Origin of the sequence: Cronobacter muytjensii ATCC 51329, from assembly GCF_001277195.1 — a bacterium.
GTDB classification, from domain to species: domain Bacteria; phylum Pseudomonadota; class Gammaproteobacteria; order Enterobacterales; family Enterobacteriaceae; genus Cronobacter; species Cronobacter muytjensii.
Map to the genome: position 1 here is coordinate 661149 of NZ_CP012268.1, position 19051 is coordinate 680199.

General features: G+C 56.8%; 20 protein-coding genes and 1 other annotated feature. Of the genes, 12 read left to right on the forward strand and 8 right to left on the reverse strand.

Going from position 1 to position 19051, the window contains the following annotated elements; all coding sequences use genetic code 11:
- Positions 1 to 150: 150 nt before the first annotated feature.
- Both recN and nadK read right to left on the reverse strand, forming a co-directional pair.
- Positions 151 to 1812 (reverse strand): DNA repair protein RecN, encoded by a 1662-nt coding sequence (recN, locus tag AFK63_RS03150; protein ID WP_038868293.1) that lies wholly within the window; start codon positions 1810 to 1812, stop codon positions 151 to 153.
- A gap of 86 nt (positions 1813 to 1898) precedes the next feature.
- Positions 1899 to 2777: an NAD(+) kinase gene (nadK, locus tag AFK63_RS03155; protein ID WP_038868296.1), complete on the reverse strand. Its 879-nt coding sequence runs from the start codon at positions 2775 to 2777 to the stop codon at positions 1899 to 1901.
- A 122-nt stretch (positions 2778 to 2899) separates the two neighbouring features.
- Between nadK and grpE the strand changes: the two genes are divergently transcribed.
- Complete coding sequence (grpE, locus tag AFK63_RS03160) at positions 2900 to 3493, forward strand: nucleotide exchange factor GrpE (protein ID WP_038868299.1); 594 nt, start codon at positions 2900 to 2902, stop codon at positions 3491 to 3493.
- A 59-nt stretch (positions 3494 to 3552) separates the two neighbouring features.
- Here grpE and AFK63_RS03165 read toward each other — a convergent pair whose 3' ends face one another.
- Both AFK63_RS03165 and AFK63_RS03170 read right to left on the reverse strand, forming a co-directional pair.
- Positions 3553 to 4842 carry an HlyC/CorC family transporter gene (locus tag AFK63_RS03165; RefSeq protein ID WP_038868302.1) on the reverse strand — a complete coding sequence of 430 codons (1290 nt, stop codon included), beginning with the start codon at positions 4840 to 4842 and terminating at the stop codon, positions 3553 to 3555.
- Between the two features lie 27 nt (positions 4843 to 4869).
- Positions 4870 to 5661, reverse strand: a complete 792-nt coding sequence (locus AFK63_RS03170) for a cytochrome C assembly family protein (protein ID WP_038868304.1) — start codon at positions 5659 to 5661, stop codon at positions 4870 to 4872.
- Positions 5662 to 5823: 162 nt separating this feature from the next.
- Between AFK63_RS03170 and ffh the strand changes: the two genes are divergently transcribed.
- The 10 genes from ffh (at position 5824) to AFK63_RS03220 (ending at position 14827) form a co-directional block, all read left to right on the forward strand.
- Positions 5824 to 7185: a signal recognition particle protein gene (gene ffh / locus AFK63_RS03175; RefSeq protein WP_007681558.1), complete on the forward strand. Its 1362-nt coding sequence runs from the start codon at positions 5824 to 5826 to the stop codon at positions 7183 to 7185.
- A gap of 258 nt (positions 7186 to 7443) precedes the next feature.
- A complete protein-coding gene (gene rpsP / locus AFK63_RS03180; protein WP_004385557.1) occupies positions 7444 to 7692 on the forward strand; it encodes a 30S ribosomal protein S16 in 249 nt (82 codons plus the stop codon).
- Between the two features lie 18 nt (positions 7693 to 7710).
- Positions 7711 to 8259: a ribosome maturation factor RimM gene (gene rimM, locus AFK63_RS03185; protein ID WP_038868306.1), complete on the forward strand. Its 549-nt coding sequence runs from the start codon at positions 7711 to 7713 to the stop codon at positions 8257 to 8259.
- A gap of 30 nt (positions 8260 to 8289) precedes the next feature.
- A complete protein-coding gene (trmD, locus tag AFK63_RS03190) occupies positions 8290 to 9063 on the forward strand; it encodes a tRNA (guanosine(37)-N1)-methyltransferase TrmD (RefSeq protein WP_038868310.1) in 774 nt (257 codons plus the stop codon).
- A 45-nt stretch (positions 9064 to 9108) separates the two neighbouring features.
- Positions 9109 to 9456 (forward strand): 50S ribosomal protein L19, encoded by a 348-nt coding sequence (rplS, locus tag AFK63_RS03195; protein WP_038868320.1) that lies wholly within the window; start codon positions 9109 to 9111, stop codon positions 9454 to 9456.
- A gap of 165 nt (positions 9457 to 9621) precedes the next feature.
- Positions 9622 to 10059 carry a DUF2946 domain-containing protein gene (locus AFK63_RS03200; protein WP_038868322.1) on the forward strand — a complete coding sequence of 146 codons (438 nt, stop codon included), beginning with the start codon at positions 9622 to 9624 and terminating at the stop codon, positions 10057 to 10059.
- A gap of 54 nt (positions 10060 to 10113) precedes the next feature.
- Entirely contained in the window at positions 10114 to 11481 is a 1368-nt protein-coding gene (locus AFK63_RS03205) for a PepSY-associated TM helix domain-containing protein (protein WP_038868324.1), read from the forward strand.
- Positions 11482 to 11679: 198 nt separating this feature from the next.
- Positions 11680 to 12750, forward strand: coding sequence for a 3-deoxy-7-phosphoheptulonate synthase AroF (gene aroF / locus AFK63_RS03210; protein WP_038868326.1), 1071 nt, complete (start codon positions 11680 to 11682; stop codon positions 12748 to 12750).
- A gap of 10 nt (positions 12751 to 12760) precedes the next feature.
- Positions 12761 to 13882, forward strand: coding sequence for a bifunctional chorismate mutase/prephenate dehydrogenase (tyrA, locus tag AFK63_RS03215; RefSeq protein WP_038868328.1), 1122 nt, complete (start codon positions 12761 to 12763; stop codon positions 13880 to 13882).
- A gap of 75 nt (positions 13883 to 13957) precedes the next feature.
- Positions 13958 to 14827, forward strand: a complete 870-nt coding sequence (locus AFK63_RS03220; protein WP_038868331.1) for an SMP-30/gluconolactonase/LRE family protein — start codon at positions 13958 to 13960, stop codon at positions 14825 to 14827.
- A gap of 32 nt (positions 14828 to 14859) precedes the next feature.
- Here AFK63_RS03220 and pheA read toward each other — a convergent pair whose 3' ends face one another.
- From pheA to raiA, 3 genes are all read right to left on the reverse strand, one after another.
- On the reverse strand, positions 14860 to 16020 hold the full coding sequence (pheA, locus tag AFK63_RS03225; protein WP_038868333.1) for a bifunctional chorismate mutase/prephenate dehydratase: 1161 nt from the start codon (positions 16018 to 16020) through the stop codon (positions 14860 to 14862).
- Positions 16021 to 16041: 21 nt separating this feature from the next.
- Positions 16042 to 16167: a sequence feature (Phe leader region), on the reverse strand.
- On the reverse strand, positions 16119 to 16166 hold the full coding sequence (gene pheL / locus AFK63_RS21560) for a pheA operon leader peptide PheL (protein ID WP_171999258.1): 48 nt from the start codon (positions 16164 to 16166) through the stop codon (positions 16119 to 16121). (Overlaps the previous feature by 48 nt.)
- A 104-nt stretch (positions 16168 to 16271) precedes the next feature.
- Positions 16272 to 16613 carry a ribosome-associated translation inhibitor RaiA gene (gene raiA / locus AFK63_RS03230; protein WP_004385565.1) on the reverse strand — a complete coding sequence of 114 codons (342 nt, stop codon included), beginning with the start codon at positions 16611 to 16613 and terminating at the stop codon, positions 16272 to 16274.
- Positions 16614 to 16965: 352 nt separating this feature from the next.
- Between raiA and AFK63_RS03235 the strand changes: the two genes are divergently transcribed.
- Entirely contained in the window at positions 16966 to 18177 is a 1212-nt protein-coding gene (locus tag AFK63_RS03235; protein ID WP_038868335.1) for a lysozyme inhibitor LprI family protein, read from the forward strand.
- Positions 18178 to 18230: 53 nt separating this feature from the next.
- On the opposite strand, the gene bamD is transcribed toward AFK63_RS03235, so the two are convergent.
- Positions 18231 to 18968 (reverse strand): outer membrane protein assembly factor BamD, encoded by a 738-nt coding sequence (gene bamD, locus AFK63_RS03240; RefSeq protein WP_038868337.1) that lies wholly within the window; start codon positions 18966 to 18968, stop codon positions 18231 to 18233.
- Positions 18969 to 19051 lie beyond the last annotated feature (83 nt).

Below are 19051 nucleotides of genomic sequence, written 5' to 3' on the forward strand. Positions count from 1 at the left end.
CTTCAGTCAGTTTAAAACCTTAAGGCGCTTCACTATGACCGTAGCGGATGAAAAAAGTTAGCGCAAAACGCGATTAAAACACGCATCACGCTTTTGTTGCTGGTTTTATGAGCGAAAGGGCGGAGCACCTGGCCCCGCCTGATCTCATCTTTACGCCGCCAGCAGCTCTTTGGCGTTCGCAAGCGTGTTGCGCGTAACCTCGCTGCCGCCGAGCAGACGAGCCAGCTCCTGCAGGCGCGCTTTTTTATCGAGCGGCTGCATATGGGTTTCTGTCATCGCGCCGTCCGTTTCTTTGCTGACAAAGAAGTGATGGTGCCCGCAACCTGCCACCTGCGGCAGGTGGGTGACGCACATGACCTGCGTTGACTCGCCAAGCTGGCGCAGCAGTTTACCGACCACAGCCGCGGTCGGGCCGCTGATGCCAACATCCACTTCATCGAAAATCAGCGCCGGGGTTTCCATCTTACGGGCGGTAATCACCTGAATCGCCAGCGCGATACGGGAGAGCTCGCCGCCAGAAGCCACTTTGGCGAGCGGTTGCAGCGGCTGGCCTGGGTTCGTCGAGACGCGGAAATCGATGCGATCCGCGCCTTCCGCTGTCAGGTGGTGCTCTTCAAACAGCACGTCAATCGTAAACTGACCGTGCGGCATTGACAGCGAATGCATACTGTCAGTGATGAGCTGCGTCAGTTCGCGCGCATAACCCACGCGGCTTTCGTGCAGCTCGCGGGCCACCGCCAGCGCCTGCTGGTGATGCTTGTTGACCGCGAGGGTCAGGGTTTCCAGGCAATCGGCCTGGTCATCCAGCTGCTGCTGTTCATCAAGCAACTTCTGGTGGAACGCGGGCAGCTCTTCCGGGGCGATATGGTGCTTACGCGCAAGCGTAATCTGACGGGAGATGCGCTGCTCCAGCTCATAAAGACGGTTCGGGTCGAGATCCAGACGCTCGCAGTAGTGACGCAACTCGTCACTGGCTTCACTCAACTGGATGGCGGCCTCTTCAAGCATATTCAGCACGCCGGAGAGTTTATCATCCATGCCGACCAGTTCGGTCAACAGGTTGCGCGCGCTGTAGAGCTGGCTTTGAAGGTTAGCGTCTTCCGCGTCGGCCAGCAGGTTTAACGCCTGCTGGCTGGTAGAAAGCAGCTGCCCGCTGTTGGCTAAACGTTTGTACTCTTCATCGATTTGCTCGAACTCCCCTGGCTGCGGGTTGAATTCGTTGAGCTCTTTTAACTGGTAATGCAGCAATTCGGCCCGGGCGGCGCGCTCCTGGCTCTGCTGCTGATGCAGGGCCAGATCGCGGCAGCTCTGATGCCACTGACGATAGCTCTGAGCCATTTGCGCCATGAGTGTGCTTTCGCCCGCATAGCCGTCCAGCAGACGTTTCTGGTGCTCAGGTTTCAGCAGGAGCTGGTGGGCGTGCTGGCCGTGGATTTGAATCAATAACTGGCCGAGCTCGCGCAGTTGCGAGAGCGGCACGGCGGTGCCGTTGATAAACCCGCGCGAGCGCCCATCGCTGCTGATGACGCGGCGCAGCAGACATTCGCTGCCGTCTTCAAGCTGGTTTTCTTCGAGCCAGCGCAGCGCGGCAGGGGTGTCTTTCAGGGAGAAACGCGCGCAGAGATCGGCGCGGCTGGCGCCAGCGCGTACCATGTCGCCTTCCGCGCGGCCGCCGAGGCACAAACCCAGCGCATCAATCGCGATGGATTTACCGGCGCCGGTTTCGCCGGTGATGGCGGTCATCCCGGCGTTAAAGTCGATTTCCAGTTCACGAACGATAGCGAAGTTACTGATGGTTAATTGTGCCAGCATAGCCGCCTTCCTGTATAAACTCACAGAGCTGTAATTGCATACAGTATAAACTGGTTTTATATACAGTAAAGTGGCTAGCGCTGGTTTCAGAATAATTTTTTTGACCAGCCGAGCTTCGAGCTTAATGTATTGAAATAGCTGTAGTCTTTAGGGTGAATAAGATTCAGCGGGTAGTCGCAGCGGCGGATAAAGACATCTTCGCCTTCCTGAATAGGCAGCGCTATCTGGCTGTCGCAGCTGATCTCCAGATCGCTGCGCATGTTGGAAAAGCGCAGGCGGATGGTGCTGCTGCTGTTAATGACGAGCGGGCGCGCTGACAGCGTGTGAGGGAACATGGGCACGAGCGTAATGGCGTCGAGCGATGGCGTCAGGATCGGGCCGCCGGCGGAGAGCGAATAGGCGGTCGAGCCGGTGGGCGTGGAGATTATCAGCCCGTCCGAGCGCTGGGAGAACGCGAATTTTTCGTCGATATAGACTTCAAATTCAATCATATGCGCCACTTTTCCCGGGTGTAGCACCACTTCGTTAATGGCGGTGCTGATGCGCTTCTGGCAATTTTTCTGGCAGACCTGCGCCTCCAGCAAAAAGCGTTGCTCGCGGATGTAATGGCCTTCAAGCACGTCCGCCAACTGCTGCTGCGCGTTATCCGGGTCGAGATCGGTGAGAAACCCAAGATTGCCGCGGTTAATGCCGATGACGCTAATATCGTAGCGCGCCAGTACGCGCGCGGCGCCCAGCATGTTGCCGTCACCACCGACCACCACCGCCAGATCCGCCTGCTGGCCAATTTCCGCCAGTGTGCCGGTGCGGGCGTCCCTTAACTTTAACTCTTCGGCAATCTGCTGTTCGATAATGACCTCATAGCCGCGATCTAAAAGCCAGCGCCAGAGCATTTCGTGGGTCGTCAGCGCGGTAGGGTGGCGTGGATGGCCGACAATACCGATGCAGTTGAAATGGTTATTCATTTTCCTGGTCGTCCTTATAGGCGTGGAAAGGGGGACAATCTGTCTGCTTCCCTTGAAACCCGCAAACTGATCCCCATAATAATCCAGGTTAGCGATACGAATGCATAAACGCGGAGAATTTCATGAGTAGTAAAGAACAGAAAACGCCTGACGGGCAAGCCCCGGAAGAGATCGTCACGGAGCAGCATGAAGAGGTTGAGGCTGTGGAGTCTGCCGAATCTGCTGAGCAGGTGGATCCGCGCGATGAAGAGATTGCCCGGCTGCAGTCGGAGTTAGCGCAAGCCCAGACCCGCGAGCGCGACAACGTGCTGCGCATGAAAGCGGAGATGGAAAACCTGCGCCGCCGTACCGAGCAGGATATCGAGAAGGCGCATAAGTTCGCGCTGGAAAAATTCATCAACGAGCTGCTGCCGGTTATCGACAGCCTCGATCGCGCGCTCGAAGTGGCGAACAAAGAAAACCAGGATATGGCCGCCATGGTGGAAGGGATCGAACTGACCCTGAAATCCATGCTGGACGTGGTGCGCAAGTTCGGCGTGGAAGTGATTGCCGACACCAACGTGCCGCTGGATCCGAACGTGCATCAGGCTATCGCCATGGTGGAGTCGGAAGAGGTTTCTCCGAACCACGTGCTGGCCGTGATGCAAAAAGGCTATACCCTGAATGGCCGTACTATCCGCGCTGCAATGGTGACCGTCGCGAAAGCGAAGGCGTAAGCCGCGCAGTAACAAAAAAGGCCAGTCATCGCGACTGGCCTTTTTTATGGGCGGAGCAGTTAACTGCCTTCCACACTCTCGCGCAGCGGTTTCACCGGTGTGACCCGCACCTGCTTAATCATATTCTCCTGCACATCGAGAATATCGATGTCGTACTGATGCAGACGCAGGCGAATACCGGCGGAAGGGATATCTTCCAGCGCTTCGAGGATCATGCCGTTGATGGTGCGGGCTTCGTCCTCCGGCAGGCGCCAGTTAAAGGCTTTGTTGATCTCGCGCACGTTGGCGCCGCCTTCGATAATCACCGAGCCGTCGTTTTGCGGCGTGACCTCTTCGGCAAGCGTCGGCGACATTGACGTGGTGAAGTCACCGACGATCTCTTCGAGAATATCTTCTACCGTCACCAGCCCCTGAATATCGCCATATTCGTTGACCACCAGGCCCACTTTCTTTTTATTGCGCTGGAATTTCACCAGTTGGACGCTGAGCGGCGTGCCTTCCGGCACGTAATAGATTTCATCGGCGGCGCGCAGCATCACCTCTTTGGTGAACTCTTTTTTCTCATTCATCTGCCGCCAGGCTTCGCGGATGCGTAGCATGCCGATGGCGTCGTCGAGCGACTCGCGATAGAGCACGATGCGCCCGTGGGGCGAGTGGGTGAGCTGGCGGACAATGGATTTCCAGTCGTCGTTGATATCGATGCCCACGATATCGTTGCGCGGCACCATGATGTCGCTGACGCTGACCTTTTCCAGATCCAACACCGACAGCAGCATGTCCTGATTGCGGCGCGAAATCTGCGAGCGCGACTCATGCACAATGGTGCGCAGTTCATCTTTGCTGAGCGCGGCGCTGACGACGTTATCCGCCTTGATACCGACCATGCGCATCAGCAGGCGCGTAATCGTATTCAGCAGCCAGACCAGCGGCATCATCACGATTTGCAGCGGCCCCAGCAGGAAACTGCTCGGGAAGGCGACTTTTTCCGGGTAGAGCGCCGCGACGGTTTTTGGCAGCACTTCGGCGAAAATCAGCACTACAAAGGTGAGCACGCCTGTGGCGATCGCAACACCGGCGTCGCCATAGAGGCGCATACCGACGATGGTCGCCAGCGACGAGGCGAGGATATTGACCAGGTTATTGCCGATTAACACCAGGCTTATCAGGCGATCGGGCTTGCGTAGCAGGCGCTCCACGCGTTTTGCCGCGCGATTCCCCTGCTTCGACAGGTGCCGAAGGCGGTAGCGGTTGAGGGTCATCATGCCGGTTTCGGAACCGGAGAAATAAGCGGAGACCACCACCATCACGATAAGCGTTACGATGAGCGTGGTGGTTGAGATATGTTCCAAACGCGTTGTCCTTAGATGTGTGACTCGTTAGCCGGCGAACTGCTGAATGACCCGGCTGCCGAAATAGGCCAGCGTCAGCAATGCGGCGCCCGCGACGTTAAACCACACCACGCGGCGACCGCGCCAGCCTTCATGATAGTGTCCCCAGAGCAGGATGATATAGACAAACCATGCGACAATAGACAGCACCGCTTTGTCGATATTCTCCATGCTGAACATATTGTGAAGATAGAACAGGCCGGTGCAGAGCGTCAGGGTCAGCAGCACGACGCCGACCTGGGTGATATGAAACATTTTGCGCTCAATGCCCATCAGCGGCGGCATCTCGGCGCTGAAGACCAGCTTTTTGTTTTTCAGCAGATAGTCTATCCACGCCAGTTGCAACGCGTAGAGCGCGGCGATGATGAGCGTCGCGTAAGAGAAGAGCGACAGGCCGATGTGCACCATCATGCCAGGCGTGGTCTCAAGGTGCGTAATGTATTCATTCGGCACGAAGGTCGCGAACGCCAGATTGATCAGCGCGAAAGCATAGACAATCGGCAATAGCAGCCAGCCGCGATTTTTCGAGGCGACAATCGTCATCACAGTGCAGATCATCAGGCTTACCAGCGAGCCGACGTTCAGCAGGCTGAGATTCTGCCCGCCGCTGCCGTTCGGGAAAATTCGGCTTTCCAGCGCGACGGCGTGACAGACGAGCGCTATCACCGCCGAAAGTATCGCAAGGCGGCGCCACGCGCTGTTCTTGCGAAGCAGGCCGGGAATGATAAGCGCCAGGCTTACCGAGTAGGCGACAAGCGCCAGCAGTGAAAAAACAGGCATATAGGATGTCGGTTTAGCCAGAAGAGAAAGAGAAGCAGTATAGCGTTACGCGCCGCCTGCTCCAACCGTTGCATCACAACCAGGGCGGCTTCATGTTATACTGCGCCTCATTCGTACTCGGTGTCGCTGCGGCGGCCTAAAGTTACCCTTGGGCAAGAGATCATGTTTGATAATTTAACTGACCGTTTGTCGCGCACGCTGCGCAATATCAGCGGCCGTGGGCGCCTGACTGAAGACAACATTAAAGAGACCCTGCGCGAAGTGCGCATGGCGCTGCTGGAGGCGGACGTCGCACTGCCGGTAGTGCGCGATTTCATTAACCGCGTAAAAGAGAAAGCGGTAGGGCACGAAGTTAATAAAAGCCTGACGCCAGGCCAGGAGTTCGTAAAGATTGTTCGTAACGAACTGGTGGCGGCGATGGGCGAAGAGAACCAGAGCCTCAACCTGGCCGCGCAGCCGCCCGCCGTGGTGCTGATGGCGGGCCTGCAGGGCGCAGGTAAAACGACCAGCGTCGGTAAGCTCGGTAAATTCCTGCGCGAAAAACACAAGAAAAAGGTGCTGGTGGTTTCCGCGGACGTTTATCGCCCGGCGGCGATCAAACAGCTCGAAACGCTGGCGCAGCAAGTGGGCGTGGATTTCTTCCCATCCGACGTGGCGCAGAAGCCGGTCGACATCGTGAACGCGGCGCTGAAAGAAGCGAAGCTGAAATTCTACGACGTGCTGCTGGTGGATACCGCCGGTCGTCTGCACGTCGACGAAGCGATGATGGACGAAATCAAGCAGGTGCATGCGTCTATCAAACCGGTGGAAACGCTGTTTGTAGTCGATGCCATGACCGGCCAGGACGCCGCCAATACCGCGAAAGCCTTTAACGAAGCGCTGCCGCTGACCGGTGTGGTGCTGACCAAGGTGGACGGCGACGCCCGCGGCGGTGCGGCGCTCTCCATTCGTCATATCACCGGCAAACCGATTAAATTTCTCGGCGTCGGCGAAAAAACCGAAGCGCTGGAGCCGTTCCATCCGGACCGCATCGCGTCGCGTATTCTCGGCATGGGCGACGTGTTATCGCTTATCGAAGATATCGAAAGCAAAGTCGATCGCGCCCAGGCGGAAAAACTCGCCACCAAGCTTAAAAAAGGCGACGGCTTCGACCTTAACGATTTCCTTGAGCAGCTCAAGCAGATGAAAAACATGGGCGGCATGGCGAGCCTGATGGGCAAGCTGCCGGGCATGGGGCAACTGCCTGACAACGTGAAATCGCAGATGGATGACAAAATCCTGGTGCGCATGGAGGCCATCATTAACTCCATGACAATGAAAGAGCGCGCGAAGCCGGAAATCATCAAAGGCTCCCGCAAGCGCCGTATCGCGGCAGGCTGCGGGATGCAGGTGCAGGACGTTAACCGCCTCCTGAAACAGTTCGACGATATGCAGCGCATGATGAAGAAGATGAAGAAAGGCGGTATGGCGAAGATGATGCGTGGGATGAAAGGCATGATGCCGCCGGGCTTCCCTGGCCGCTAAACAGAGAAAAATCAGGCTATCTTATTTACCATTTTCGCCCCGGGATGTGCTCGGAATGCTCACGTACTGCGTGTACGCTCCGCTTCCTGCGCGCACGCCGTGACGAAACTAGCTGCAACGATATACGCCTGATTGTCCTCTGTTGCTATATGCAGATTGCTTTTTCCTCAGAAATCAGTAAAATTTTCGGGCTTTTAATATGACGCCGGGCTCCGTTCCTCGATGGGGCCCGGTGTTTTATTCACACAAGAGGATGTTATGGTAACTATTCGTTTAGCACGTCACGGCGCGAAAAAGCGTCCGTTCTACCAGGTTGTCGTTACTGATAGCCGCAATGCACGCAACGGTCGCTTCATCGAGCGCGTTGGTTTCTTCAACCCGATCGCGAACGAGAAAGAAGAAGGCACCCGCCTGGATCTGGATCGTATCGAACACTGGGTTGGCCAGGGCGCTACCGTTTCCGATCGCGTTTCCGCGCTGATCAAAGCAGCAAAAAAAGCAGCTTAATCTGTCACGGTGGTCATGATGAGCAAGCAAGACGCCGCTAAAGCCCCCGTTAACCCGATTGTTCTCGGGAAAATGGGTTCTTCTTACGGCATTCGTGGTTGGCTCAGAGTGTTTTCCTCCACCGAAGACGCCGAAAGCATTTTTGACTATCAGCCCTGGTTTATCCAGCAGGCGGGTCAGTGGCAGCAAGTACAGCTGGAAAGCTGGAAGCACCACAATCAGGACATGATCATCAAGCTGAAAGGCGTTGACGATCGTGATGCCGCGAATCTGCTGACCAATTGCGAAATTGTCGTGGATTCTTCGCAGTTGCCGGACCTCGAAGAGGGCGACTACTACTGGAAAGACCTTATCGGTTGCCAGGTGGTCACCACGGAAGGGTACAGCCTTGGTAAAGTCATCGACATGATGGAAACCGGGTCGAACGACGTTCTCGTCGTGAAGGCAAACCTGAAAGATGCGTTTGGTATCAAGGAGCGGTTACTTCCGTTCCTCGATGGGCAGGTTATCAAGAAAGTCGATCTCGCTACTCAAATGATTGAAGTAGATTGGGATCCTGGTTTTTAAACCTCCGGACAAACGGTAATAAACGGCGCTATGTGGATTGGCATAATTAGCCTGTTTCCTGAGATGTTCCGCGCGATTACCGATTACGGGGTAACTGGCCGGGCAGTAAAAAATGGCCTGCTGAGCATCGACAGCTGGAGTCCTCGCGACTTCACGCACGACCGGCACCGTACCGTGGACGACAGGCCCTACGGCGGCGGACCGGGGATGCTAATGATGGTGCAACCCTTGCGGGACGCCATTCACGCAGCGAAAGCCGCGGCAGGCGAGGGCGCAAAGGTGATTTACCTTTCACCTCAGGGACGCAAGCTTGATCAAGCGGGCGTCAGCGAGCTGGCGACGAACGAGAAGTTAATTCTGGTTTGTGGCCGCTACGAAGGGATAGACGAGCGCGTTATCCAGACCGAAATTGACGAAGAATGGTCAATCGGGGATTACGTTCTCAGCGGTGGCGAGCTACCCGCCATGACGCTTATCGATTCGGTTGCCCGGTTTATTCCAGGCGTACTGGGTCACGAGGCGTCGGCAACGGAAGATTCCTTTGCCGATGGGTTGCTGGATTGTCCGCACTATACCCGGCCTGAAGTGTTAGAGGGGATGGAAGTACCGTCAGTATTACTGTCGGGCAACCATGCCGAAATCAGACGCTGGCGCCTGAAGCAGTCGCTGGGCCGTACCTGGCTTAGAAGACCTGAACTTCTGGAAAACCTGGCTCTGACTGAAGAGCAAGCAAAGTTGCTGGCGGAGTTCAAAACCGAACACGCGCAACAGCAACATAGACATGATGGGACTGGCGACGCGTAAGCCGCCACCCGAAACATCAGTTTACCCAGGATAAGAGATTAAATTATGAGCAACATTATTAAGCAACTTGAACAAGAGCAGATGAAGCAGGACGTACCTTCCTTCCGTCCGGGTGATACCGTGGAAGTGAAAGTATGGGTTGTTGAAGGTTCCAAAAAACGTCTGCAGGCATTCGAGGGCGTGGTTATCGCTATCCGTAACCGCGGTCTGCACTCTGCATTCACTGTTCGCAAAATCTCCAACGGCGAAGGCGTTGAGCGTGTCTTCCAGACTCACTCTCCGGTAATTGACAGCATTTCTGTTAAACGTCGTGGTGCTGTACGTAAAGCTAAACTGTACTACCTGCGTGAGCGCACTGGTAAGTCTGCTCGTATCAAAGAGCGTCTTAACTAAGATTCGCTTAAGCGACATCCGATATAAAAAGGGCTGGCCTGCGGGCTGGCCCTTTTTTTGTCCTGAGATTACGCAGCACAGTGTAAAGACCACCTTTTTCCTTCCCTTTACGTTAACTTTTCAGCGCTGAATCATTTACAATAAGCCTCCATTTCTGGAGGTGCAGTGGGCAGCAACGTCTTTTATCGGTCAGGGTTTCGCTACCGCGCGGCTATGCTTGCGCTGTTCGCGATCCTGCTGATTGTGGTGGCGCCGCTTATTTCTGTCAGCCTGCAAAAAGACCCCATGAGCGCGATGCCCGGCATGCACCACGAGATGGTGATGGATGAGATGCCGGCGATAATGCATGCTGAAGAGCATCATCATGAGATGTCTTCGTCTGCGCCCGCCTCCCTGCCTGTCGATCATGCCGAAGCGTGCGGCTACTGCGTTTTGCTGGCGCATGTGCCCGGCCTTTTGCTGGCCCTTACGCTGCTGGTCTCGTTTATTCTGCAACGCGTCCGGCTTCCGGTTGCCCGACCGGTGGCCAGACACTGGCGCTTTTATCCGCGTCTCTGGCCTGATACCCGCGCGCCGCCACCCACGTCTGCTTTTTCCTGCTAAGAATCCCCTGCGCTCAGGCGCAGCGATACCTTCTGCTTTTAAAAAAGGAAAAGTATGGCTTCCTGCACCCCGCGCGCGGCATGGATAAACCTGCTGCGACGCCTTCATTTCTATATTGGTCTGTTTATCGGGCCGTTTATCTTTGTGGCGGCGCTGACCGGCACGCTGTATGTCGCCACGCCGCAACTTGAAAACTGGGCCTATCGCGACGTGCTGTTTGGCACTACGTCCGGCGAACGTCAGCCGCTGGCGCTACAGGTGGCGGCGGCGGAACAACGCACCGGCGGGCACCTGCGCCTTTCGGCGGTGCGTCCGGCGTTAACCCCTGGCGAGACAACGCGCGTGATGTTCGCCGAGCCGGCGCTTGGCGAGTCAGAATCACGGGCAGTATTTATCGACCCGGTGTCGCTCGCCGTGAAGGGCGATATGACCGTTTACGGCACCAGCGGCATTTTGCCCCTGCGTCAGTGGATAGACTACGCGCACCGCTCGCTGCTGCTGGGCAACGCGGGCCGTGTCTACAGCGAACTGGCGGCGTCATGGATGTGGGTGGCGGCGCTTGGCGGCATCGCGCTCTGGTTTTTTACCCGTCCGAAGCGACGCCTCAATAACGCTTTCCAGAATACACGCCGCCTGCATACCGGTCTCGGCTGGGCGCTGCTTGCAGGCATGCTGTTGTTCTCTGCGACCGGGCTTACCTGGTCACAGTGGGCGGGCGCGAACGTGGATAAAATGCGCGCCGCGTTTGGCTGGCTCACGCCTCAGGTGAACACGCAACTGCATGGGGGCGCCCAGCCGCACGATCCGCACGCGGAGCATCATATGCATCACGGCGCCATGAACATGCCTGCGCCGTCCATCGACGCGCGCCTGTATGACCGCGTGCTGGCGGCGGCGAGAGGCGCTGGTATTGATGCCGATAAGCTTGAGATCCGACCGCCGCGCGAGGCGGGGCGCGCCTGGACCGTGACAGAAATCGATCGTGCCTGGCCCACGCAGGTGGATGCCGTGGCAGTCGACGGCGCCTCGCTTGACGTCATCGATACCACCCGCTTCGCTGATTATCCGCTGATGGCGAAGCTGACGCGCTGGGGCGTCGATTTCCATATGGGGGTGCTGTTTGGCCTGCCAAACCAGCTGTTGCTAGTCGCGTTTGGCATCGCGCTATGCGTTGCGATTGTACTCGGTTACCGCCTCTGGTGGCTGCGCCGTCCGCAGGGGCCGCTCGTCAGCCCCGCTGCGACGCTGAGTCAGGGCTGGCTGAATCTGTCGCGCGTCTGGCGTATCGTCATTCTGATGGTAGCCGTACTGCTGGGACTGGCGCTACCGGTAATGGGCGTAAGCCTCGCTATACTGCTGATAATGGATTACTGGCGCTGGCGGCAGGGGCGCTGCAAACCTCTCGCGCAAAACGCGCCATAAACGCAAGGCGGGGAGACCCGCCTTTTCGTTTCTGTAAAATAATTATTACACTTAAAGGCGTAATTCCTGCCATTTATTTCGCTAATGTAAAGTTATCGGTACGTATTCTGGATTGAAATCTTTACCGCCTGTGGTATTGTTAAATCCTCCTCGCTGAGGAACCCCTATCGCAACGAGCAAACTTACAGGATCGCCATCATGCAAAAAGACGCGCTGAATAATGTTCATATCGCCGATGAACAGGTATTAATCACTCCGGATCAACTCAAAGCCCAGTTTCCGCTAACCGTTGAACAGGAGGCGCAGGTAGCGCGCTCTCGCCAGACCATCTCCGATATCATCGCTGGTCGCGATCCGCGTTTGCTGGTGGTGTGTGGACCTTGCTCGATCCACGATCCTGAAGCCGCGATTGATTATGCTCGTCGTTTTAAAGCCCTGTCTGAACAGGTCAGCGATAGTCTCTATCTGGTTATGCGCGTCTATTTTGAAAAGCCCCGTACGACAGTGGGCTGGAAAGGGCTGATTAACGATCCGCATATGGATGGCTCGTTTGATGTGGAAGCGGGCCTGAAAATCGCCCGTAGCCTGTTGGTGGAACTGGTAAGCCTTGGGCTGCCGCTCGCGACCGAAGCGCTCGACCCGAACAGCCCGCAATACCTGGGCGATCTCTTTAGCTGGTCCGCGATAGGCGCGCGTACCACTGAATCGCAGACGCACCGCGAAATGGCGTCTGGTCTTTCAATGCCGGTCGGCTTTAAAAACGGCACCGATGGCAGCCTCGCCACCGCGATTAACGCCATGCGCGCCGCCGCGATGCCGCACCGTTTCGTCGGCATCAATCAGGCAGGCCAGGTCTGCCTGCTGCAAACCCAGGGCAACCCGGACGGCCACGTGATCCTGCGCGGCGGTAAAGCGCCTAACTACAGCCCGGCGGATGTCGCGCAGTGTGAAAAAGAGATGGAGCAGGCGGGGCTGCGCCCGGCGCTGATGATTGACTGCAGCCACGGCAACTCGAACAAAGATTACCGCCGCCAGCCAGGCGTCGCGGAATCTGCGGTGGCGCAGATTAAAGACGGCAACCGGTCTATCATCGGCCTGATGATTGAGAGCCATATTCACGAAGGCAATCAGTCGTCCGAACAGCCGCGCAGCGCCATGAAATACGGCGTTTCCGTGACCGATGCCTGCATCAGTTGGGAAACCACAGAAACGCTGCTGCGCGCGCTGCATCAGGATCTGCAAGGGGCGCTCTCCGCGCGCCTGGCGTAAGGGGTTAACGATGGTGGCTGAACTGACCGCACTGCGCGATCAAATTGATGAAGTGGATAAGGCGCTGCTGGGACTGCTGGCGCGCCGTCTGGAGCTGGTGGCGGAAGTTGGCGAAGTAAAAAGCCGTTACGGCCTGCCGATTTACGTGCCGGAGCGTGAAGCCTCCATGCTGGCATCGCGCCGTGAAGAAGCCGAAGCGCTCGGCGTACCGCCGGATCTTATCGAAGATGTGTTGCGGCGCGTGATGCGCGAGTCGTACTCCAGTGAGAACGATAAAGGGTTTAAAACGCTTAACCCGGCGCTGCGCCCGGTAGTGATTGTCGGCGGCGGCGGGCAGATGGGCCAGCTGTTTGAAAAAATGCTGTCGCTCTCCGGCTATCAGGTACGGATTCTGGAACAACAAGACTGGCCGCAGGCCGCGACGCTGTGCGCCGACGCCGGTATGGTTATCGTCAGCGTGCCGGTGCACCTGACGGACGCCGTTATCCATAAACTGCCGCCGCTGCCGGAAGATTGCGTGCTGGTGGATTTAACGTCGGTGAAAAACGTGCCGCTGCAGGCGATGCTGGAAGTTCACCCCGGCCCGGTGCTCGGCCTGCACCCGATGTTCGGGCCGGACAGCGGTAGCCTCGCCAAACAGGTGGTGGTTTACTGCGACGGGCGTAAGCCTGAGGCATACCAGTGGTTCCTTGAGCAAATCCAGGTCTGGGGCGCGCGACTGCACCGCATCAGCGCCGTAGAGCACGATCAGAACATGGCGTTTATCCAGGCGCTGCGCCACTTCGCGACGTTTGCCTATGGCCTGCATCTGGCTGAAGAGAATGTGCAGCTTGAGCAGTTGCTGGCGCTCTCCTCGCCCATCTACCGGCTGGAGCTTGCGATGGTGGGCCGGCTCTTTGCGCAGGATCCGCAGCTATACGCGGATATCATTATGTCGTCGCCGGGCAATCTGGCGCTGATTAAACGGTACTATCAGCGTTTCGGCGAGGCGATTGGCCTGCTGGAGCAGGGCGATAAACGCGCGTTCATTGACAGCTTCCGTAAAGTCGAGCACTGGTTCGGCGATTATGCGAAGCGGTTCCAGCAGGAGAGCCGCACGCTGCTGCGCCAGGCGAACGACAGCCGCCAGTAACGCAAAAGCCGCTTATACTCAAAAGCCAGTGGGCCAGTCCGCTGGCTTTTTTTATGGCGAAAAAGGATGAACGAAATGGCGCAACCGCAGCTGTTGTTTGATTATACCGGTCACCTGCCGGAATGCCCGACCTGGGACGCCCAGGAGCAGGCGCTCTACTGGTCCGATATCCTGGAGCAGGAGATCCATCGCTATCATCCGCACAGCGGTGAACACCGGGTCTGGCAGTTTCCGGAAGAGGTGGGCTGTTTCGCGCTGCGCGAGAAGGGCGGCTTTATCGTCGCGCTGCGCAGCGGCATCTGGCTTGCCGACGAGCGCGGCATTCTGGGGAGGAAAATTTGCGATAATCCCAATAACCCGGCGCTGGCGCGTTTTAACGACGGCGGCACCGATCACGACGGGCGCTTCTACGCCGGCACTTTCTGGGCGCCGGGCGATTATAAAGGCGCGCTGCTGGTGCGCGTTGATAGCGATCTGAGTGCTCATGTGATCCAGAGCGATATTCACGGCGCGAATGGTCTGGCGTTCAGCCCGGACAAGCGCTGGATGTATACCTCAGATACGCCGAAAGGCGTGATTTATCGCACGCCGCTGGATGAGCAGGGCGAGCCATGCAAGCGCGAGGTATTCAGAACCTTCGGCGAAGGCGAAGGCATACCGGACGGCGCGGCGCTGGACGTCGAAGGCTGTTACTGGACGGCGCTGTTTGATGGCCATCGCATCGCGCGGTTCTCCCCGCAGGGCGAACAGCTTGAAGAGCACCGGCTACCGGTGCGCTGCCCGACAATGGTCTGCTTTGGCGGCCCGGAGATGAAAACGCTCTATATCACCACCACGCGTGAAAATATGGAGCAGGAGGAGCTGGCGCAACGTCCGCTCTCAGGCGCGATTTTCACGCTGGAAACGCATGTCGCCGGCGTGCCGAAGCCGAAATTTAAAGGGTAAGAAAAGCGGCCGGTGCGCCCGGCCGCGTATCGTTATGCCGGGTCGACCGGCACCACGTTTTCGCTGGGGTAGCAGCCCAGCACTTTCATCGACCGGGTTATCTCCGTAAGCTCCTTCAGCGCCAGCTGCATCGGCACGTCGTGGAGATTCGCCTGGATATCCAGATAAAACATCTCTTCCCACGGGTTGCCGTTAATCGGGCGCGACTCCAGTTTCGTCATAATCAGATTATGATTTCTCAGCACCAGCAGCGCCTCGACCAGCGCGCCAGCCTGTTGTCCGGTCGCCATCAGCAGCGTGGTTTTCGCCGGTACCTGATCGGAAACGTTGATAGCCTTACGGGCCAGCACTACAAAGCGGGTGATGTTTTGCGTCTGGTTCGCGAGATTGCGCTCCAGCACCTGCAGACCATACAACGCGCCGCCCGCCTCGCTGCCGAGTGCGGCGACATATGGCGAATTCGCATGCGCCACTTTCTCCATCGCCGCGGCGGTGCTTTCGCAATATTCGATTTTCCAGTTCGGGTAGCGCTTGAGGAACTGGCTGCATTGCTGGAATGGCTGCGGGTGACTGTAGACGGTTTCGATTTTCTCAAGCGTGGTGGAGGTGGCGACCAGCACGCAGTGGTCGATAGGCAGCGTCAGCTCGCCGACAATCGACAGGCTGGTGTGTTGCAGCAAGTCATAGACGTCGTTAATGGCGCCAGAACTTGTGTTCTCAATCGGCACCACGGCGTAGTCCGCCTGGCCAGTTTCGACCTGGTTGAAAATATCGTGGAATTTGGCGCATCCGCTTTCGATAAATTGATCGAAATGGCGGGCGGCGTACTGACGGGCGGCAAGGTGCGAGTAAGAGCCTTTCGGGCCGAGGAACGCGACGCGGGCAGAGTGCGGGTTCGTCTGGTTCAGATGTTGCTGGAGGAGCGCCTGCTGGGTGAGAACGGAATCTTCGATGATGAGCTGAAACAGCCGGGTGATGTAATGCGCGTCAAGATGATGGGTTTTCCCGAGATTAATCAGCCGCTCCAGCAGATCGCGTTCACGGTCGATATCCCTGACCGGACGATGGGTGGCGAGCTTCGCTTTCCCCACCTCAACCGCCAGCGCCCGGCGTTGCGCCAGCAGGGCGAGTAATTGTTCATCCAGCGCGCTGATTTTATCGCGCAGGGCCAGCAACGGGTTTTCCGCAGTCATAACGCCACCTTGTGTATAGCCATAAAAAAGGCCCCCCGGAGTGGGAGGCCTGTTAGTTCGTCTTCGCTTGCTTTCTGATACGACGACACGCCTCCCGTTCAGGGGAAGGTAAAAAAGAAAGCGAAGAAAAACGGGTGTTGTTTCATGAGTGTTTCCTTAAAAAGCCTACCGGTAAAGTACCCGCTCCCTTTTTGTTCTGTCAATAAAAAACGCGCCCGAAGGCGCGTGGTAAAGGATGACGCTGGGGGTATTTACTCTTCTTCTTCGACTTCAGCGAAGTTGGCGTCTTTCACCGAGCCGGTGGTACGGCGGGCTTCACCTTTGTGCTGGACTTTGTTCAGTTGCCTTTCCAGCTTGTTAATTAATTCATTAATGGCCGTGTACATATCTTCATGTTTGGCGCTGGCGACCAGGTGGCCATTAGGCGTATTGATGGTGGCATCAGCGACGAACCCCTGGGGTTCTTTAGATAAAATGATATGCGGGTTGATCAGATGAGTTTGCCATTTTTCAAGTTTGGCGAGACGGTCGGCGACGTGCTGGCGGATAGCGGGGGTGATTTCCATCTGTTTGCTGGTAATGTTCATTGTCATAAATGTTACCTCTTGTCTTTCCCGTCTTGGTAATTTTAGCATAACCGCCCCAGCGTCAATTTGTGTGATTGAGATCACTTAAATTTGTCACATTTTGTCAATGAAACGCTTTTGTGAGGCAGGACAGGAAGAGGGCAGATTTCCCTTGTCGCCCTTGTGAAAAGCGGTCATAGTTGATGAGTTAACTCGCCTGTGGCCTTCGCACAAACCTTCAGCAATACCGCCTTTCTGATCATTTTTTAGCAATTTTCCGAACGTACCTTTTTTAAGAGCTCCTCGAAATTGTTGCGTTAAGCAATAATGCGCGTTAATTCTGCCCGAACTCGCAGGTCTTCACTTAAAAAGGATTGTTATGAAAGCCACCTTCCGGCTGACGACGCTTCGTCGGCTCGCTTTATGCGTTACGCTCGCCTGCGGCGCGAGCCCGGCCCTCGCCGCGTCTTTTGACTGCGATAAAGCAGGCACGCCTGTCGAACACGCCATCTGCCAGCAGCAGACGCTCGGCGAACTCGACAGTAAAATTAACGATGATTATCTGCGCGCGATGGGCAGCCTGCCGGCGCAGGACGCCACGGCGTTGCGTACTGAACAGCGCGCCTGGCTGAAAAACCGCAACGCCTGCGCGGGCAGCGCGAATGAGATACGGGCCTGCCTGACGGCCACAATGAAAACGCGCGCGGATGCCCTAAACGATATCGCGCGCCATGCCGCGCATGGCTTTGACGCAGCGGTCAGCTTAATTCCGGATTCACCGGTTAACGCAGCCGACAAGCTACGCGCGTACCAGACGCCGCTCGCGTCGGCGTGGCTGGTCTACCTGAACCATTTCATGCCAGCCAGCGGCGTCACGGCGCAGGAAGCCAGCAAACGCCACCAGATGGCGCTGGATGGCCTGAAGGACGATGATTTCGCTTACTCGATAATGAAGGATATCGAAAAGGATCCGAAAGAGAGTAAAGACAAGGCGGTACTGACGCTGCTGCGCATGAATATCGAAAGAATGGATTATCAGTGGGCTGACGACGATGACCGGCCTTATGTGCACTGTTTTATTTTTGCAGCGCAGGGAGAGGCGGCCTATGAGGCGTTCGGTTCGCTTTATGGTTCAACGCGCGACAGCGCCGCGCCGATTTGTAAACCGCAGGATGTGATTTTCGACGCGCCGGCGTGGACTGCACTAAACGAGGCATTCAGCGAGCCTTTAGCGAAAGCCAGCGAAGGGGCGGGGACTATCCAGCACGCCAGCTATGCCGACTGGCGGATGTTTGAATTACATGTGACGGTGAAGCCGGAAGACTATCTCAACGCTGCGGCTCAGGTTAAAAAAACGCGAGATTCCGAACAAGAGATCCGCGAGTGGAAAGATGAAGCCGCATGGCCGAAAGCGCAGCGTGAGAAAGCGCTGGCGGCGCTGGAGCCCGCGCGTAAAGCGACGCAAGCGTGGCTGCAAAACGATCGCGGCTGGACGGCTGATAATGCCCGCAAAGGCGCCGACAACATTGTGGGTCAGTGGCTTGATGACCGGGTGATTTTTATTGACGGCTCCGGCTGGACAGGCGAGTAAACGGTATAAAAAAAGCCAGCCCCACGGGCTGGCTTTTTATGCTGAAACGACAATCAGGAGCCGGTGTTATTGGCCGCGATGATTTTCGCTACTTTATCAGCCTGCGCGTTGAGCTGCAGCTCGCGATAGGCGTTTTCCATCAGGCCCAGCCCTTCGCGGGTCGCCTGAGTATCCGGGTAATCACGCAGCATCCCTTCCACACGGTTAACAACCGCCACCCACGCGCCGCGTTTGGTGTAATATTGCGCAACGGAAAGCTCATATTTGGACAGGCGGTCTTTCAGATAGACCAGACGTTTAGTCGCGTCAGTCGCATACTGGCTCTGCGGATAGCCGCGTACCAGTTTTGAGAAGTCGCGGAACGCGTCGCGCGCATGCTGCGGATCGCGGTCGCTACGATCGACGCCGAAGAAGCCCTGCAGCGCGCTGTCGTCAAGCGCCATATTGGTCAGGCCACGCATGTAAATGACGTAGTCGATATTCGGATGCGTCGGGTTGAGGCGAAGGAAACGGTCAATAGCGGCCTGGGCCAGCGGCAGATCGGCATTTTTATAATAGGCGTAGATCAGATCCAGCTGCACCTGCTGAGAATAAGGGCCAAACGGATAACGGTTATCTAACGCTTCCAGTTGCGTTATTGCCGCTTTCCAGTTACCGTCCTGCAGCTTTTGCTGCGCAGTCGCGTAGATCTCTGAAGGCGGATTATCGGGCACCTCTTCCTTAGAACCGGAGCAGCCCGCCAAAGCCAGGCTCAACGTGGCGGCTGCCACCAGATATTTCATGCGCGTCATGACGTTTTGACTTTCCTCAGATGTTATGCGGGAGTTTCACAGTTCCAGCTCCCGATTAAGACCAGCTACAATAGCACACTATA

Excerpts from the sequence above, each read along its gene's own strand:
- trmD (WP_038868310.1), top strand. The coding sequence starts at position 8,290 with ATGTGGATTGGCATAATTAGCCTGTTTCCTGAGATGTTCCGCGCGATT.
- grpE (WP_038868299.1), top strand. The coding sequence starts at position 2,900 with ATGAGTAGTAAAGAACAGAAAACGCCTGACGGGCAAGCCCCGGAAGAG.
- AFK63_RS03205 (WP_038868324.1), top strand. The coding sequence starts at position 10,114 with ATGGCTTCCTGCACCCCGCGCGCGGCATGGATAAACCTGCTGCGACGC.
- recN (WP_038868293.1), bottom strand. The coding sequence starts at position 1,812 with ATGCTGGCACAATTAACCATCAGTAACTTCGCTATCGTTCGTGAACTG.
- bamD (WP_038868337.1), bottom strand. The coding sequence starts at position 18,968 with ATGACGCGCATGAAATATCTGGTGGCAGCCGCCACGTTGAGCCTGGCT.
- tyrA (WP_038868328.1), top strand. The coding sequence starts at position 12,761 with ATGGTGGCTGAACTGACCGCACTGCGCGATCAAATTGATGAAGTGGAT.
- nadK (WP_038868296.1), bottom strand. The coding sequence starts at position 2,777 with ATGAATAACCATTTCAACTGCATCGGTATTGTCGGCCATCCACGCCAC.
- ffh (WP_007681558.1), top strand. The coding sequence starts at position 5,824 with ATGTTTGATAATTTAACTGACCGTTTGTCGCGCACGCTGCGCAATATC.
- pheA (WP_038868333.1), bottom strand. The coding sequence starts at position 16,020 with ATGACTGCGGAAAACCCGTTGCTGGCCCTGCGCGATAAAATCAGCGCG.
- AFK63_RS03170 (WP_038868304.1), bottom strand. The coding sequence starts at position 5,661 with ATGCCTGTTTTTTCACTGCTGGCGCTTGTCGCCTACTCGGTAAGCCTG.
- AFK63_RS03235 (WP_038868335.1), top strand. The coding sequence starts at position 16,966 with ATGAAAGCCACCTTCCGGCTGACGACGCTTCGTCGGCTCGCTTTATGC.
- rpsP (WP_004385557.1), top strand. The coding sequence starts at position 7,444 with ATGGTAACTATTCGTTTAGCACGTCACGGCGCGAAAAAGCGTCCGTTC.
- raiA (WP_004385565.1), bottom strand. The coding sequence starts at position 16,613 with ATGACAATGAACATTACCAGCAAACAGATGGAAATCACCCCCGCTATC.
- rplS (WP_038868320.1), top strand. The coding sequence starts at position 9,109 with ATGAGCAACATTATTAAGCAACTTGAACAAGAGCAGATGAAGCAGGAC.
- AFK63_RS03220 (WP_038868331.1), top strand. The coding sequence starts at position 13,958 with ATGGCGCAACCGCAGCTGTTGTTTGATTATACCGGTCACCTGCCGGAA.
- aroF (WP_038868326.1), top strand. The coding sequence starts at position 11,680 with ATGCAAAAAGACGCGCTGAATAATGTTCATATCGCCGATGAACAGGTA.
- rimM (WP_038868306.1), top strand. The coding sequence starts at position 7,711 with ATGAGCAAGCAAGACGCCGCTAAAGCCCCCGTTAACCCGATTGTTCTC.